This is a genomic window from Pseudomonas sp. NPDC088429 (assembly GCF_044753305.1).
In the GTDB taxonomy this organism is placed as follows: Bacteria; Pseudomonadota; Gammaproteobacteria; order Pseudomonadales; family Pseudomonadaceae; genus Aquipseudomonas; species Aquipseudomonas rustica.
Genome location: NZ_JBIVMX010000011.1, coordinates 103761 through 120461, shown reverse-complemented (window position 1 = coordinate 120461; position 16701 = coordinate 103761). Strand labels below are relative to the sequence as shown.

Here is a 16701-nt window from a genome sequence, read left to right as displayed (position 1 = left end):
GTTTTTCGATCTTCAGGTATTCACCTGGGGCGACTTTGTATTGCTTGCCACCAGTAACAATTACTGCGTACGACATGGTATTTCTCCGATAATCCTGCTCACCCAGCTCTTTATAAGAAGAGGTATTGGCTGGCATGGCTGCATAAGGCTGGAAGGCCTGATTGCAATTGCGTAAGGCAGGTGCTGCCCAGGAAGTTCAGGGTGCGCGATTGTACGCAAGCTGTTGAAGTGTTGCAAGAGGCCGTCCATCGCGCCTTGACAGGTCCGGGTGGGGGTCCTAGCATGCCGCGCAACCCTTCTGGAGCAACTGTCTCTGATGCAACCCCAAGCTTTCTACCGCGCGGTGGCGGACGATTTTAACGCCGTCGACGGCATCATCAAGAAGCAGCTGACTTCCCGAGTACCGCTGGTATCGAAAATCGGCGATTACATCACGTCGGCCGGCGGTAAACGCCTGCGTCCTTTATTAGTGTTGCTGTGTGGCAAGGCATTGGGTCGCGAAGGCGACGACATGCGTCTGCTCGCCGCCACCATCGAATTCCTGCACACCGCGACCCTGCTGCATGACGACGTTGTCGACATGTCCGGCATGCGCCGTGGCCGCTCGACCGCCAACGCCATGTGGGGCAACGCTCCTAGCGTGCTGGTCGGCGACTTCCTGTACTCGCGCTCGTTCGAAATGATGGTCGAACTGGGTTCGATGCCGGTGATGAAGATCCTGTCCCAGGCCACGCGCATCATCGCTGAAGGCGAAGTGTTGCAGCTGTCCAAGGTTCGTGACGCCAGCACCACCGAAGAAACCTACATGGAAGTCATCCGCGGCAAAACCGCGATGCTTTTCGAGGCTTCGACCCACAGCGCTGCGGCGCTGGCCGGTGCCACAGCTGAGCAGAGCGAAGCCCTGCGCACATTCGGCGATCACCTCGGTGTGGCGTTCCAACTGGTCGACGACCTGCTCGACTACAAGGGCGACGCCGAGACCCTGGGCAAGAACGTCGGTGACGATCTGGCCGAAGGCAAGCCGACCCTGCCGCTGATCTACACCATGCGCGAAGGCACGCCAGAACAGGCTGCACTGGTGCGTCAGGCGATTCAGAAAGGCGGGATCGAAGACCTGGAAAGCATCCGCATTGCCGTGGAAGCCTCCGGTTCGCTGGAGTACACCGCGCAACTGGCCCGCGATTACGTGGCCCGTGCGATCAAGTGCCTCGAAGCGCTGCCGGCCAGCGAATATCGCGATGCACTGGTTGAACTGAGTGAGTTTGCGGTCGCCCGCACGCACTGAGATCGCTGTAGCAAGATCAAAAGATCGCAGCCTTCGGCAGCTCCTACAGGGGTTGTCGGGGCTGCGATTTTTGCTTTTGACTGCCTGAACAGCTAAAACCCTATACAATGTGCGACTTTTAGCGATCCCTACCAAGGAGCCTTAGTGAGCACGTTGCCACCCTGCCCGAAATGCAATTCCGAATACACCTACGAAGACGGTACCCAACTGGTGTGCCCGGAGTGCGCCCACGAGTGGTCTGCCAGCGGCGAAGCCGAAGCAGCCCCCGATGACACCGTGAAGAAAGATTCGGTCGGCAACGTCCTGCAGGACGGCGACACCATCACTGTGATCAAGGATCTGAAGGTCAAGGGCACCTCGCTGGTGGTCAAGGTCGGCACCAAGGTCAAGAACATCCGCCTGTGCGATGGCGACCACGACATCGACTGCAAGATCGACGGCATCGGCCCGATGAAACTCAAATCCGAGTTCGTCAGAAAAGTCTGATTGCGCTGTCATCCATCCCGCGCCAGCCGTGGGATGGAGCTTCACCCTCCCCCCGCCGTACCTCAATAAATCCACGCAATAGCCAAACGCCAGCCGTTTTGACCTTACGCAATCTTTACCCGGAAAAAATCAGAATCCGCCAATAGGCGCTTGCTATTTCGATAATAAGAATTATTCTCATCAAACACCTTCAATGGAGATGAGAACCATGACTTATTTGATCGACGCCTGGCTGGATCGCCCACATCCTTACCTCAGGATCCTCCATCGGGAAACCGGCGAGGTCTGTGCGGTGCTTGAAGAGGAAGCCTTGCATGAGCTGCAGGATCAAGGGGATCTGGATGTCAGCAGCCTGAGTTCCAGCGAGCCGATGGTGCTCAAGGAACTGGTGCGCAATCTGTTCCTGTTCTGCTATGCCCGGGCGTTGCGCCCGACCCATGAACTGCATCACAAGATCGAAATATGAAACACGCCACAAACCCTGTAGGAGCAGAGCTTGCTCGCGAAAGCGGTCTTTCATTCAACATTTATGTCGATTGACCGGACGCCTTCGCGGGCAAGCCTTGCTCCTACAAGGTCACGGGATTACAGAACGTCCAGCAGCTCGACGTCGAATACCAGAACGCTGTGCGGCGGGATGCTACCAACGCCTTGCGCGCCGTAAGCCAGTTCGCTCGGCACGTACAGACGCCATTTGCTGCCGGCATTCATCAGTTGCAGGGCTTCGGTCCAGCCGGCGATCACGCCGCCAACCGGGAATTCTGCTGGCTGGCCGCGCTCGTAGGAGCTGTCGAACACAGTGCCGTCGATCAGCGTGCCGTGGTAGTGAGTACGCACCTGGTCTTCACGGGTTGGCTTGGCGCCTTCGCCCTGAGTCAGCACTTCGAATTGCAGGCCGGAAGCCAGAGTGGTGATGCCGTCACGCTTGGCGTTTTCAGCCAGGAATGCCAGACCTTCGCCAGCAGCAGCTTCAGCTTTGGCAGCCGCTTCGGCTTGCATGATTTCGCGGATAACCTTGAAGCTGGCGGACATTTCTTCCTGACCAACACGGCTTTCCTTACCGGCGAAAGCGTCGGTCAGACCGGCCAGGATTGCGTCCAGGCTAACGCCCGGTGGCGGGTTGTCGCGCAGCTGGTCACCCAACTGACGGCCGATGCCGTAGCTGACGCGGGTTTCGTCGGTGGACAGATTTACTTCGGACATGACACTGCTCCGCTGTGCGGACGGCCACAAGACTTGCCGTGCGTGCACAGCGCGTCCCGGCGCGCCCGGAACCAAAAGGGCGAGCAGACTAGCACAGATGCTTCGGCGATGGGACGCAGCGCCTACAGGGCGGAACGCCAGGCCAGCGGTACCTTCAGACTTTCCTCGCCACTGGCGCCCAGGCCACACATTTCATCATGTACCGAGGTGTGTACGAGGTTGAACGGCAGCACCGGAAAGGCATGCAGCAAATCTCGCGCATGCTCCACCGAACGCAGCGTCAGCATGTTGCCCTTGGGATCACTCAAAGGATACGCCGCGCCGTGCATGCGCGCTTCGAGCAGATAAATCCCGCCCTCCATCGAGATCAGATTCAGCTCATCGACCTTCCTGGCAATGGCAAACGCATTCAACTCTTGCAGGTTCATGTGCGCACCTCTCGCGGTGGCGAATCAGGACGTCTACAGGGATATGCCCGCGCGCCCGAAAGCACAAGCCACAAACGACACCGCCCGTCTGTTTCGCAACAGACGGGCGGTGTTTTGCAGCGTTCAACAAACGATCAGTGCTTGGTGAGCTTGTCCAGGTAACCCATGGCGAAGGCCGAGATCACGAAGGTCATGTGAATGATCACGTACCACATCAGGTGCTCGGGATCGACGTTCTTGGCGTCCATGAAGATGCGCAGCAAGTGGATCGAAGAGATCGCCACGATCGACGCCGCGACTTTCATCTTCAGCGAAGACGAGTCCATGGTGCCCAGCCAGCTGAGCTTCTCCTTGCCCTCGTCGATGTCCAGTTGCGAGACGAAGTTCTCGTACCCGGAAATCATCACCATCACCAACAGGCCGCCGACCAGCGCCATGTCGATCAGCGACAGCAGTACCAGAATCAGATCCGACTCGGCCATCGCAAACACGTTGGGCAGGATATGGACGATTTCCTGGAAGAATTTCAGTGCCAACGCGAGCAGACCGAGGGACAAGCCGATGTAGATCGGCGCCAGCAGCCAGCGCGTGGCGTACATTGCGTTTTCGATAAAGCGTTCCATTGAATCTCACACTGGGGGCTGGAAATGGCGGCGAGTATACCAGCCCGCCATGACCGCCAGAAACCGTCCTGAATCCGCCGTTTGCGCACGTATGACAAAGAATTTCTGCTAGTGTCCAAACCTATGAAAGCCCAGTGACGTTGGACAGGATGCGTGGAAATGGATGTGCGATTGCCGATAACAACTGCCGGAATTTGCTTCGCGCTGCTGATGAGCGGTTGCTCGCCCGGCGATGAGAAGCACGCGACAAGCCTTGGAGAGAAAACCGCCAAGTTCGAACAGTCACTGGACACCATCACCGATCCGAAACTCAAGGACGCCGTCAGCGAACTCGGCGGCTCATTGCTGTTGCTCCAGCGCGCAAAACAGAAACTCGACAGCAACCCGGCGAAAACCGAATACGGCGAAGACGCCCTCGGCGTGCTCAAGCATTACCCAAGCCCGCAGGCATTGGTCGACACCTTTATCAACGGTCTGTTTGTGTTGCACAAGGATTCCAGCTCCGACTACCTCACCGACCTGCAACCGGTGTTCCCTTTCAACCTCAATATTCCCGGCGGCTTCCTCTTTCCTCACGGCGTGGAATGGCAGTCGGTCACGCTGAGTAACAAACGCGTCATTGGCTACCAGCCGGAATGGTCGGAAACCGATCCCGGCATTCAGCTCAGCCCTTCCAGCTCCAACGTCACCAACCCCGATGACCTGACCGTGACCTACCCGTTCATCGACGGTCTGAACGTCGACAAGAAGAGCCTGCCGCAACCGGTCAGCCTGCAAGGCAAGCTCGAAGTCATCGCGCCGCGTCGCCTGTACAGCTTCGACCTGACGCAGAAAGACGTTGGCCAGACCCGCACCAACGACAACCTCAGCGTGAAACTGCTGAAGCTTGAAAAGAATTCCGCCGAAGTCGAATTCAGCAACACCCTGCCATTGGCCCCGGAAGTGGCTGAGGCGCAGCTCAATCCGATGATCGTTCAGGCCCGCGATGCCAGCGGTCAATACCTGGTGCGTGCCGGCTCGATCAACGAAAGCCCGGAGCAAGTGGCGTTCTACGAAAAACAACTGACGAACCTGCAACAGCAGAAAGCCTGGAGCGATGCGCTGGACAAGCAGCTCACCGCCGAGCAACAGGCGTTCGAGGAAAAACATCCAAAGCGCTACAACAAGGTCTACTTCAACGGCCCGATCGAAACCCTGGAAGTCAGTGTGCTGGATTTCTCTTCGGTGACCGTATCGCGTAAAGCGCTGGACTTGCCGATCCGCGCCTTCAAACAGCACACCACGGAAAAAGCCATTCAGCCGCTGGATCTGCCGGTGACGGTTTACGACGATCAGACGGTGAGCTGGCTCAAGGGCGCGAGCCTGACCGAAGAGCAATTGAAGGCCGGTGTGCGCATCCATCAATCCGTCGAAGAACCGAGCGCCGCACGCATCGAGTTCTCCCACCGCCGCACGTTCAACGATGAATTGCTCGGTGACGATTTCAACCCCGGCGAAAGCCCGGTGACGTTCTTTACCGAGAAGCACAACGGCAAACTCGATGAGCCGATCGAACTGCCGCCCGAGGCGTACCAGGTCGATCCGTTGCGCGCGACGATTACTTACGATTTGAATCTGTTTCCGGAAACCCCGGCGATTGCCGTTGGTTCGATGCCGTTGTTTCTGGCGACCGTGGCCAAGCAGGCCTACGACGAAAAATCGTTGCCCAAAGGTCTGGAGATCAAGAACAACACGCTGCTGGTGGATCTGAAATTGTTTCCGGCCAACGAATATCGCTACTTCGTCAAAGACGACAGCGGTAATTATTTGAAGGAAATTCTCTCGGTCAGCCACGACGCCAGTGCAGAGGGCCCGGCGTTAGTTGGCGTGCATTATTTTTATGGTCGCCCGACTCACGTGGAAACCTATCAGCGCACCGACCTCGCCACCGTGCAATATGGTTTTGAGGTCAAACTCGATAAGGCGCAGACGTCCGACGCGGCGCCTTGAGGAACAGGATCAAAAGATCGCAGCCTGCGGCAGCTCCTACAGGGCGCGGCTGCGGCCTCCGTTGATTTGGCGCAGCTGGGCTTGCAGGTGCAGGCTCCAGATTTGCGGATCGTCGGCCAGTTCGTAGCCGTGCAGCGTCAGGCTCTCAACGATGGTGTCGAGAATCGACTCGGCCGCGATCGGCCCGTGAAACGGTCCCTGGGCTTTGATGGCGGAAGGTTGTTCGCCGGCCATACCGGCGGCGAAGAGTAGCGTCCACATGCCGTTATCGCCGGCCAACGGCTTGATGGCGCATTCGATGCGGGTCACGAGACCCAGGCATTGACGGGTGAGGCAGAGGTTGCGCGACATGGCGGCGACCCTCGGTGAAGCCGGTATTCAGCCCCCACGGGAGGACTGGCTCGATCCAGTGATACTGTCGATATCCTTGAGCTGAGAATAGAAGAAAAGTCCGCTGCGCAAGCCAGATAGAACCAGCAGGCGCCGAATGGTCATTGTGTGAAGTTTGACGTCAGAGTAGTGGCGAATTTCCAGAAGATCCCCACGAAAATCAATCTGGAAAAACAACTGTGGGAGCGAGCTTGCTCGCGAATGCGGAGTGTCAGGCAACTGATTCGTTGGCTGATACACCGCTTTCGCGAGCAAGCTCGCTCCCACAGGGTTCATTGCAAGCCTGTTAAGCCGGTTTTGCTTCGGCTAACGCCTCTTGGGCCAGTTCCTTTTCCGCTTCCTTGAGGTCTTCTTCGCTGATCATTTCAGCGATGTCGCGCAAGCGCTCGACCACCCGTGCATTGATGCTGCCTTCCGGAAATTCGCCGTCGGCGTTCGGCTCACCGGCTGGTTCGCCGACCAGCAGGCTCAACGCCTCATCAGCCTGACGCACCGCGTAAACGTGGAACTGCCCGGCACGCACCGCCGCCAATACCTTCTCATCGAGCATCAACGTTGCCACGTTGGCCTGCGGAATGATCGCGCCCTGCTCGCCCGTCAGCCCGCGTGCTTCGCAGAGACGGAAGAAGCCTTCGATCTTCTCGTTGACCCCACCGACCGCCTGCACTTCACCGAACTGGTTGATCGAGCCGGTGATCGCGAAGCACTGCTTGAGCGGGGTTTTCGACAGCGCCGAAATCAGCGTGCACGCCTCGCCCAGCGATGCACTGTCGCCATCGACGTAACCGTAGGATTGCTCCAGCGCGATGCTCGCGGAAATCGCCAGCGGGAATTCCTGCGCGTAACGGCTGCCCAGATACCCGGTGAGGATCATCACGCCTTTGGAGTGGATCGGCTGGCCAAGGTTAACCTCACGCTCGATGTCGACGATGCCACTGCCGCCCGGGTACACCGTGGCGGAAATCCGCGCCGGCACACCGAACGCCGAGTCGCCGACTTCGAGCACGGTCAGCCCGTTGCACTTGCCGACTGCCGCACCATCGGTGTCGATCAGAATGATCCCGGCGAGCATGTCGTCGAGAATCCGCGCCGACACGCGACCAGTGCGCGTGGCTTTGGCTTTCAGCGCACGCTCGATGTGGCCGGCATCGGTCATTTCATCGCCAGCCAGATGGCGGATGAAGTCCGCTTCGCTGACCAACTGGAACAGATCGCCGATACGCGCCGACAAACGCCCCTGATGCTCGGCCAGTCGTGCACTGTAAGTGGCCAGACGCGCCACCGCATCGGCGGTCAGCGGTGCCATGCCTTCTTCCGAGGTACGGGTTTTCAGCAATTGGGCGAACTGCTCGAGACTCTCGTCGACCATCGGGATGTCTTCGTCGAAGTCGACCAGCACGCGGAACATCTCCTGGAAGTCCGGATCGAGGTCTTGCAGCGTGTAGTACAGCGACCGCGCACCGATGATGATGACTTTGACCTGCAACGGAATGTGCTGCGGGTTGAGCGTGACCGTGGCGAAACGGCCCATCTCGCCCAGCGGCGATTCCATTTTCAGCTTGCGCGATTGCAGGGCGCGTTTCAGCGCATCCCACACGAACGGCTCGCTGAGCATTTTTTCCGCTTCAAGAATCAGGAAACCGCCATTGGCACGGTGCAACGCACCCGGGCGCAACTGACGATAGGTGGTATAGAGCGCGCCCTGATCCGTGGTGTATTCGATACGCCCGAAGAGGTTTTCATAAGTCGGGTGCGGTTCGAATACCACCGGCGCACCACCGCTCACTGGGTGACCGACCACCAGACTTGGCGCGTATTGCTCTTCGAGCAGCTTGCGCGCCACGGCGTCGGTCTTGCTGTCGTCGACCAGTTGTTCGACCACGGTTTTCAGCAGGTACACCTGCATCGCTTGCAGGTAACCGCAGACCGCAGCGTTCTCGGCGTACTTCTCCGACAGCGGCGACAGCAACGGCTGCAGCGCCAACGTGATGGTTTCTTCGTTGAGCGAACGCAGCTGATTGTTCGACTCGCGCTTCCATTGCGGCAGGCTGGCGAGTTCTTCGTTCAGGCGTTCTTCAAGCCCGGAAATATCATCGTGAAAACGCTCGCGATCAGCTTCCGGCAATTGGGCGAATTCGGCTTCGTCCAGCGCCTTGCCGTCGAGCATCGGCGTGAAGGCGATGTTGCTGCTGTCGCGATAGAGGGCGACGTCTTTTTCCAGGGCCAGCCGCTCGATGATGTCGAGAGCTTTGTCGTAGCGCTGGTTGAAGGCGCGGTCGATGGCGCTTTTCTTTTGCTGGTAGGACGGGTGCTCGAAGACTGCTGGAAACGTCGCCAGCAGGTTGTCGATCAAACCGTTGATGTCACCGATGAACGAAGCGGCGGTGCCGGATGGCAACTCCAGTGCGCGGGGTTCGCGCGGCTCATCGAAATTGTTCACGTAGACCCAGTCCGCCGGGGTCTGCAGGCGTTTGCCTTCGGCCTTAAGGTAGCGTTTGACGAACGAGAAACGGCCGGTGCCGGGCTCGCCCATGACAAACACGTTGTAACCGGGGCGTGGCATGGCCACACCGAACTGCAAGGCTTCGACCGCGCGTTCCTGGCCGAGCACACCGCGAACGGCCACCAGATCATAGGTGGTAGACAAGCTGAACTGTTCAGCGGAAAACGGACGGGTCAGCGCTTCGGGCGCAAGACGCAAGCTGGCAGCAACAGGATCAGGCATCGGGCTTCCTTAACAATCAGGCGGGGCAGATAGCCGCATTCTGGCGCTGCCCGTGCCCCACTGGCAAGGCGCGCCATGTGACAAAGCATAGACAACCGGATCTCTGCGCACCGGCTCCCCTGAAACCGGGGTTATTACCGAATCTTTTGTAAAAAATCACGGAACCGCAGGAACGTGCCTAAACTCCAAACTGCGCGGCTGGAACTAATACCGGCCCACTGGCTTCGTTTGGGTCTGTCTTGTACAGCGCTTGGGGCCAGAACCCTGTCCATTGGTATGCACACAAAGAGAACAAAGCTATGAAACGGATTCTTCTCGGTACTCTCTTCACCGCTGTATCCATCAACGCAATGGCGCAAGCTCCAGGCGGCCCGGATTGCGGTTGGGGCAACATGCTGTTTGAAGGTCAGCGTGGCACCCCTGCTCACTTCCTCGCTTCCACCACTAACGGCACTTCCGGTAACGCTACGTTTGGTATGACTTCCGGCACCAACGGTTGCTCGACCAATGCGTCGCTGACCTACGGCGGCAAATCCTGGTTTGCCATGAATGGCATGATGAACGAGCTGTCCGAAGACATGGCCAAAGGCAACGGCGAAGCGCTGACGACTTATGCCGTGGTACTGGGCGTGGCGCCGGAAGATCGTGCGCACTTCGCTGCTGTGACTCACGAGCACTTCCAGCAGATCTTCAGCAAAGCTGACGTGACCGCTGAAGACGTGCATACCAACACCCTGGCCGTACTGAAATCGGATCCTCGTCTGGCCAAGTACGCAACGCAGGCTTAAGCTCGACCCCTGCCCGCTTCCTTCGGGGAGCGGGTTTTATTTTTTATGCAGTGATTCCACCGTGACGCTGAACCTGTGGTGAGGGGATTTATCCCCGATCGGCTGCGCAGCAGTCGTGAACCTGTGCATGCGGTATAACTGGTGCATTGGGGATATAGGTTTTGGGGCCGCTTCGCTGCCCAACGGGGATAAATCCCCTCGCCACAAGGGTGGAGTGTTAACCCCCGATTCGGGTTTTATTTTCTTTCGACTTAAGTTGCCACTTATGCTCAAACGCCTTGCCTGGCTGGCGCTCTGTGTCTGCGCCCCGCTGTCCGCCGCGCCCCATGTCGACCCTCAACGTTTGCAGCAACTGGCCAACGACCGCTTCTGGATTTCCCTCGGTCATTACGAAACCGCCAAACTCGGCGGCTGGCGCAGCTATGTCAGCGACAAGAAATTCTTTCTCGCGCCTGATGGCAATGAACATCCCGATCACGAATTGGCGGCGACCGTGCAAGCGTTGTACGCCCCGGCCAGTCTCGGTGAAAAGCACGCGCAGTGCGTTTACCCGGCGCGCACGCGCTGGCTGAAAGCGCAACTCAATCTGAAAGATCTGCCGGCAGCTGATTGCGCCGAGTACAAAAAATGGATGAAGGACGTCTCGCCGCACAGCGCGGTGATGATCTTCCCGGCGGCGTATTTGAACAGTCCGTCATCGATGTTCGGCCACACCCTGCTGCGCATCGACCAAGCTGACGTGCAGGCCGACAAGACCTCGCTGCTCAGCTACGCGATCAACTTCGGCGCCTACATCGAGGGCTCTGACAACAGCATCCTCTACGCCTGGAAAGGTTTGATGGGCGGCTATCCGGGCCTGTTCGCGCTGGTGCCGTATCAGGAAAAACTCTCCGAATACCGCAGCCTGGAAAATCGTGATCTGTGGGAATACCGACTCAATCTGACGCAAGAAGAAACCGCACGCATGGTCGAACATGTGTGGGAGTTGAAGCAGATCCAGTTCGACTATTTCTTCTTCGATGAAAACTGCTCGTACCGCTTGCTGGAGCTGCTGCAAGTGGCCCGCCCAAGTCTGCGCCTGACCGAGCAATTCCCGCTGACGGCAATTCCGACCGACACCGTGAAAGCGGTGAAAGAAGCCGGGCTGGTGGAAAGTATTGAATATCGTCCGTCGCGTGAGCGCGAGTTGCTGAGCCGCGCTGAGCCGTTGACGGGTGAAGAACAGGATTGGGTGCTGAAAGTCAGCGCCGATCAACAAGTGCTGCAAGAGCCGACCTTCAAAGCCCTGCCCCGCGATCGTCAGGCATTGATCATCGATGCGGCGTATCGCCTCGAACGCTACCGCGCCAACGGTCAGGAACGTGATCCGCAACGGGCGCAACGCAGTTTCGAACTGCTGCGAGCGATCAATAAAAACCCGGCACCCGATCTGCAGATTCCGCAACCGGGCTTGCCGGAAGACGGCCACGAATCGCGCACCTGGCAGGCCGGCCTCGGCACGCGCGGCGATCGTGCGTTCGGCGAGTACGGTTTGCGCATGGCCTATCACGATCTCAACGACAACGCCGAAAGCTTCCCGCTCGGCGCGCAGATTGAAATCCTGCAAATGAAGCTGCGTCAGTACGAGGGCAATCACTGGCAGTTCCAGCAACTGGATCTGGCGACGATTCGCTCGCTGACGCCGCGTAATGAGTTGTTGCAGCCGTTGTCGTGGCAAGTCACCGGTGGTCTTGAGCGCGTGCCGGGCAAGCATGATGACGAGACGCTGGTCAGTCATGTGAATGGTGGCGGTGGCGGCACGTGGGCGCTGGGTGATGATGTGCTGGGGTTTGCGCTGGGCACCGTGCGGGTTGAGCACAACAATGACTTTGCTGAATTTGTTTCGCCGGCCGGTGGTTTCAATACCGGCGTGCTGTGGCGCAATCCTCTGGGAAATATGAGCCTGGAGGCCAAGGGTGATTACTTCACCAATGGCGAAGTGCGGCGCAGTTTGAGTCTGAATCAGCAGTGGGAACTGTCGCGCAATCTTGGTTTGCGCTTGAGTGCGCAGCGCGAGTTCAGCCACATCGCCACGCCGGAAACGGAAGTCATGCTCGAAGTGAAGTGGTATCACTACTAAAAGATCGCAGCCTTCGGCAGCTCCTACATTTGGAATGTGCTTCACCTGTAGGAGCTGCCGCAGGCTGCGATCTTTTGATCTTTCTTTCACACCCCACTAATGAATCTGCTTCTAGACTCTCCTTATAAGCCGGACAACCGGCCCGGGAGAGTGCGATGTGGCGGTGTGCGGGTTTGCTGGGGGTTTTGCTGTTCGTGAGCGGTTGCCAGACCACCCACGATGATTTGATCGCCAAAGGCTACCCACCGGCCTTTGCCGACGGTTTCGATGACGGTTGCGTCAGTGGTCGCCAGGCTGCCGGTTCGATCAGCGGCGAATTCCGCAAAAACGTCCCGCGCTATCTCAAAGACAAGCAATACGCCGAGGGCTGGACGGACGGCTTCCGCCAATGTCAGGCGATGCTCGAAAACAAGGATCGCGACGATTACCGCAATGAGCATTGGGACGAACGCGAGCGCGCCTGGCAGCAGCAAAAAGATCAGGACGCCGCGCGGGCTTACCGCTCGCCCTAGGTCGCTCCCAGACATCCAGTGAAACCAAATGCCTGCGAGCATGGCCCAAACCTCATACGAGGAGGAATCCATGAGCCGTGCTTTCGTCAACGAAGACAACGCCGCCGCACAAGCCGATCAACCGGTTGAACGGCAGGTCAGCGAGCAGCCCAATTACGTCACGTCACAAGGCTTGGCGCAGTTGCAGGCGAGAGTCGCCGAACTGCAAACCCAGCACGCCGAGCAATCGGCCAAAGGTGAGCAGGCCGACAAACAACGGCTGGCCGACCTGCAAAGGGATTTGCGTTATTTCAATCAGCGCTTGAGCAGCGCCCAAGTCGCCGTCGCCGCAACGTCCAGAGACAAAGTGCAGATCGGCAGTTGGGTCACCTACGCGGATGAGCACGACACAGAACGCCGCGTGCAACTGGTCGGTGAAGATCAGGCCGATGCCGCCAAAGGCCTGATCAACTGGGGCTCACCGCTGGGCCGGGCGCTGCTCGGTGCCCGGCTCAACGACGAGGTGCTGTGGCAGCGCCCCGCCGGCGATCAAGTGATTGAAGTGATCCGCATCGAACCGGCTTAAACCACACCCTGCGCCAGCATCGCGTCGGCGACTTTGACGAAACCGGCGATGTTCGCGCCTTTGACGTAATTGATCCGCCCATTTTCTTCGCCGTAATGCACGCAAGCGTGGTGGATCGACTGCATGATCGCGTGCAGCTTGCTGTCCACCTCACCCGCCGTCCACAGCAGACGCATGGCGTTCTGCGACATCTCCAGACCACTCACCGCGACTCCGCCGGCATTGGAAGCCTTGCCCGGCGCGAAGAGAATGCCGGCCTCGATAAAGATATCCACAGCCTCCAGCGTGGTTGGCATGTTCGCGCCCTCAGCGACGCACACGCAGCCATTGCGTAGCAGCGTGCGCGCGGCTTCGGCGTCGAGTTCGTTCTGCGTGGCGCACGGCAGCGCGATGTCGCACGGCAGCGACCACGGCAATTGACCGGCGCGGAATTCCAGACCGAACGCTAAGGCCAATTCACTGATGCGCCCGCGTTTGACGTTTTTCAGCTGCAGCAGCGCCGACCACTGTTCTTCGCTCAGGCCCGCCTCGCAATACAGCGTGCCTTCGGAGTCGGACAGCGAAATCACCTTGCCGCCCAGATCCATCACTTTGCGCGCGGCGTATTGCGCGACGTTGCCGGAACCGGAGATCGCCACGCGTTTGCCTTCCACGGTTTGCTCGCGACGTTTGAGCATTTCTTCCGCGAAGTACACACAACCGAAACCGGTGGCTTCCGGACGAATCAGGCTGCCGCCGTAGGTCATGCCTTTGCCGGTCAGCACGCTGGTGAACTGGTTGCTCAGGCGTTTGTACTGGCCGAAGAGGAAACCGATCTCGCGCGCACCAACGCCGATGTCACCGGCCGGCACATCAACGTCGGCGCCGATGTGACGATACAACTCGCTCATGAACGCCTGGCAGAAACGCATGACTTCGGCGTCGCTCTTGCCCTTCGGATCGAAGTCCGCGCCGCCCTTGCCGCCGCCCATGGGCAACGAGGTCAGAGAGTTTTTGAAGGTCTGTTCGAAGGCGAGGAATTTCAGCACGCCCATGTTCACCGACGGATGGAAACGCAAGCCGCCCTTGTACGGGCCGATGGCGCTGTTCATCTGGATGCGGAAACCGCGATTGACCTGAACCTTGCCCTGATCGTCGACCCACGACACGCGGAACACCACGGCACGCTCTGGCTCGCAGATGCGCTCCAGAATTCCCGAAGTCAGGTAATGCGGATTGGCCTCGAGAAACGGCCACAGGCTGCGCAGTACTTCTTCGACGGCCTGGTGAAATTCGGGCTGATCCGGGTCGCGTTTTTTCAGACGGGCGAGGAAGGATTCGACGGATTCGATCATGGGGAAAGTCTCGGCAAATTTATTATCGTTGGAAGAGATTGGGCCGGACTGTAACAAACGAATTGCGCACAGGAATAGAGCGAAATGTCGCGGATATGAAATTAAATGGTGCACAGGATATAAATCTGAAGCCTTTTTAGACAGATATCGCACCTGAATGGTGATTCACAAAACAAGCTTTGCACCAACAGGAAGGCAGCCTTCGCGAGCAAGCTCGCTCCCACATTTAAAATGCGTTACCCCTGTGGGAGCGAGCTTGCTCGCGAATGCCGCGACTCGGTTCATCTGAAAAAACTCCGGCAAAAAAAAACGGAGCCCGAAGGCTCCGCTTTTTATGCAACCAACCCGAATCAGGCCAGTTTCTTGTGACGTACCCGGTGTGGCTGGGCAGCTGCTTCGCCGAGGCGTTTCTTGCGATCCGCTTCGTACTCGGTGTAGTTGCCTTCGAAGAAGATCGCTTGCGAGTCGTCTTCGTACGCGAGGATGTGTGTCGCCACGCGGTCAAGGAACCACCGATCGTGAGAGATCACAATTGCAGCGCCCGGGAAGTCCAGCAGGGCTTCTTCCAGGGAACGCAGGGTTTCAACGTCGAGGTCGTTGGACGGTTCGTCGAGCAGCAGGACGTTACCGCCCTCCTTCAGGGTCAGCGCAAGGTGCAGACGACCGCGCTCACCACCGGACAGATCCTTGACGAACTTCTGCTGATCGCCGCCCTTGAAGTTGAAGCGACCGACGTAAGTGCGCGACGGGATCTCGTAGTTGCCGATGCGGATCTGGTCGGAACCGTCGGAAATCTGCTGGAACACAGTCTTGCTGCCATCGAGGTCATCGCGGCTCTGATCGACGCAAGCCAGTTGCACGGTTTCGCCGACTTCGATGCTGCCCGAATCCGGTTGTTCCTTGCCCATCAGCATGCGGAACAGGGTCGATTTACCGGCACCGTTACCGCCGATCACGCCGACGATGGCGCCCTTCGGCATCGAGAACGACAGGTTGTCGATCAACACGCGATCGCCGTAGCCCTTGGTGACGTTCTTGAATTCGATGACCTTGTCACCCAGACGCGGGCCGGCCGGGATGTAGATCTCGTTGGTCTCGCTACGCTTCTGGAATTCCTGCGATTGCATTTCTTCGAAGCGTTGCAGACGTGCCTTGGATTTCGACTGGCGGGCTTTCGCGCCTTTGCGCACCCACTCCAGTTCTTCCTTCATGGCTTTTTCGTGCGCCGACTGCTGCTTGGATTCAGCGGCCAGACGATCGGATTTGGCTTCAAGCCAACCCGAGTAGTTGCCTTCGTACGGAATGCCCGCGCCGCGGTCGAGTTCGAGAATCCAGCCGGCGACGTTGTCGAGGAAGTAACGGTCGTGCGTGATCGCTACCACGGTGCCCGGGAAGTCGTGGAGGAAATGCTCCAGCCACGCAACGGAATCGGCGTCCAAGTGGTTGGTTGGTTCGTCGAGGAGCAGCATGTCAGGGGCGGACAGCAGCAGGCGGCACAGGGCCACACGACGCTTTTCACCACCGGAGAGGAATTCGACCTTGGCGTCCCACGCCGGCAGACGCAGTGCGTCGGCAGCGACTTCCAGTTGGCGATCAAGATTGTGACCGTCGCTGGCTTGCAGGATCGCTTCGAGCTTGGCCTGTTCAGCTGCCAGTTTGTCGAAGTCGGCATCTTCTTCAGCGTAAGCCGCGTAGACCTCGTCCAGGCGGGCCTGGGCGTTCTTGATCACGCTGACCGCTTCCTCGACCACTTCACGCACGGTCTTGGTGGGGTCAAGTTGCGGCTCTTGCGGCAGATAACCGATGTTCAGTTCCGGCATCGGGCGCGCTTCGCCTTCGAACTCGGTGTCGACGCCAGCCATGATTTTCAGCAGCGTGGACTTACCCGAACCGTTGAGGCCGAGCACGCCGATCTTGGCGCCGGGGAAGAAGGACAGCGAAATGTTTTTGAGGATTTCCCGCTTCGGCGGAACAACTTTGCCCAGCCGATGCATGGTGAAGACGTATTGAGCCATGGAGAACCTTGGGTCAGTGACAGATGAATGATTGCAGCGCGGGCGATGCCCGGCCAGACCATGCGCGTCGTTCACTTGATGGTTATCAATGCGTGCGCGCTGAAAAAGTCTGAGTCTAGGAGCTGGAACGCTCCCGCGTAACCGGCAAAGCTACCTGAATGACGGAAGGCAGTCCAGCCGAGCGGGGCTGGCACTTCGCCACAACTCAAGGCATGCTAGCCGCCCTTTGGGCGTCCGGC

General features: G+C 58.6%; 16 protein-coding genes. 8 read left to right on the top strand and 8 right to left on the bottom strand.

The annotated features are described in order from the left end of the window. Positions 1-76, bottom strand: a 76-nt coding sequence (locus ACIP66_RS09195) for a bL21 family ribosomal protein (protein WP_400647309.1), incomplete at its 3' end; no start/stop codon positions are given. A 240-nt stretch (positions 77-316) separates the two neighbouring features. On the opposite strand from ACIP66_RS09195, the gene ACIP66_RS09190 reads away from it, so the two are divergent. From ACIP66_RS09190 to ACIP66_RS09180, 3 genes are all read left to right on the top strand, one after another. After that, a complete protein-coding gene (locus ACIP66_RS09190; protein WP_053123982.1) occupies positions 317-1285 on the top strand; it encodes a polyprenyl synthetase family protein in 969 nt (322 codons plus the stop codon). 144 nt (positions 1286-1429) lie between these two features. Next, entirely contained in the window at positions 1430-1771 is a 342-nt protein-coding gene (locus ACIP66_RS09185; protein WP_018601013.1) for a zinc ribbon domain-containing protein YjdM, read from the top strand. A gap of 208 nt (positions 1772-1979) precedes the next feature. Beyond that, positions 1980-2237: a hypothetical protein gene (locus ACIP66_RS09180; protein WP_053123985.1), complete on the top strand. Its 258-nt coding sequence runs from the start codon at positions 1980-1982 to the stop codon at positions 2235-2237. A 119-nt stretch (positions 2238-2356) separates the two neighbouring features. Here ACIP66_RS09180 and ACIP66_RS09175 read toward each other — a convergent pair whose 3' ends face one another. The 3 genes from ACIP66_RS09175 to ACIP66_RS09165 all read right to left on the bottom strand — a co-directional run bounded on the left by ACIP66_RS09175 (position 2357) and on the right by ACIP66_RS09165 (position 4025). Further along, a complete protein-coding gene (locus tag ACIP66_RS09175) occupies positions 2357-2974 on the bottom strand; it encodes an FKBP-type peptidyl-prolyl cis-trans isomerase (protein ID WP_008078561.1) in 618 nt (205 codons plus the stop codon). A gap of 122 nt (positions 2975-3096) precedes the next feature. Next, the gene (locus ACIP66_RS09170; protein WP_053123987.1) at positions 3097-3402 is read right to left on the bottom strand and encodes a DUF6482 family protein; all 306 of its coding nucleotides are present in this window, start codon (positions 3400-3402) and stop codon (positions 3097-3099) included. 134 nt (positions 3403-3536) lie between these two features. Next, positions 3537-4025: a TIGR00645 family protein gene (locus tag ACIP66_RS09165; protein ID WP_053123989.1), complete on the bottom strand. Its 489-nt coding sequence runs from the start codon at positions 4023-4025 to the stop codon at positions 3537-3539. A gap of 159 nt (positions 4026-4184) precedes the next feature. Between ACIP66_RS09165 and ACIP66_RS09160 the strand changes: the two genes are divergently transcribed. Then, entirely contained in the window at positions 4185-6014 is a 1830-nt protein-coding gene (locus ACIP66_RS09160; RefSeq protein WP_400647297.1) for a hypothetical protein, read from the top strand. Positions 6015-6050: 36 nt separating this feature from the next. Here the strand turns inward: ACIP66_RS09160 and ACIP66_RS09155 are convergent, their stop codons facing one another. Beyond that, positions 6051-6365: a hypothetical protein gene (locus ACIP66_RS09155; RefSeq protein ID WP_053123993.1), complete on the bottom strand. Its 315-nt coding sequence runs from the start codon at positions 6363-6365 to the stop codon at positions 6051-6053. Positions 6366-6690: 325 nt separating this feature from the next. Next, positions 6691-9129, bottom strand: a complete 2439-nt coding sequence (locus ACIP66_RS09150) for a Lon protease family protein (protein ID WP_400647294.1) — start codon at positions 9127-9129, stop codon at positions 6691-6693. A 299-nt stretch (positions 9130-9428) separates the two neighbouring features. Here ACIP66_RS09150 and ACIP66_RS09145 point away from each other — a divergent pair, with 299 nt between their 5' ends. From ACIP66_RS09145 to ACIP66_RS09130, 4 genes are all read left to right on the top strand, one after another. Then, positions 9429-9917 carry a DUF3015 domain-containing protein gene (locus ACIP66_RS09145; protein ID WP_007909797.1) on the top strand — a complete coding sequence of 163 codons (489 nt, stop codon included), beginning with the start codon at positions 9429-9431 and terminating at the stop codon, positions 9915-9917. 265 nt (positions 9918-10182) lie between these two features. Then, a complete protein-coding gene (locus tag ACIP66_RS09140) occupies positions 10183-12036 on the top strand; it encodes a DUF4105 domain-containing protein (RefSeq protein ID WP_400647291.1) in 1854 nt (617 codons plus the stop codon). A gap of 155 nt (positions 12037-12191) precedes the next feature. Then, on the top strand, positions 12192-12548 hold the full coding sequence (locus tag ACIP66_RS09135; protein ID WP_400647288.1) for a hypothetical protein: 357 nt from the start codon (positions 12192-12194) through the stop codon (positions 12546-12548). 70 nt (positions 12549-12618) lie between these two features. Further along, positions 12619-13113, top strand: a complete 495-nt coding sequence (locus ACIP66_RS09130) for a GreA/GreB family elongation factor (protein WP_282358207.1) — start codon at positions 12619-12621, stop codon at positions 13111-13113. On the opposite strand, the gene gdhA is transcribed toward ACIP66_RS09130, so the two are convergent. Beyond that, complete coding sequence (gdhA, locus tag ACIP66_RS09125) at positions 13110-14447, bottom strand: NADP-specific glutamate dehydrogenase (protein WP_400647285.1); 1338 nt, start codon at positions 14445-14447, stop codon at positions 13110-13112. The two genes, ACIP66_RS09130 and gdhA, sit on opposite strands and share 4 nt — an antisense overlap. A 350-nt stretch (positions 14448-14797) precedes the next feature. Further along, positions 14798-16462 carry an energy-dependent translational throttle protein EttA gene (ettA, locus tag ACIP66_RS09120; RefSeq protein ID WP_008078577.1) on the bottom strand — a complete coding sequence of 555 codons (1665 nt, stop codon included), beginning with the start codon at positions 16460-16462 and terminating at the stop codon, positions 14798-14800. Between the last annotated feature and the right edge of the window lie 239 nt (positions 16463-16701).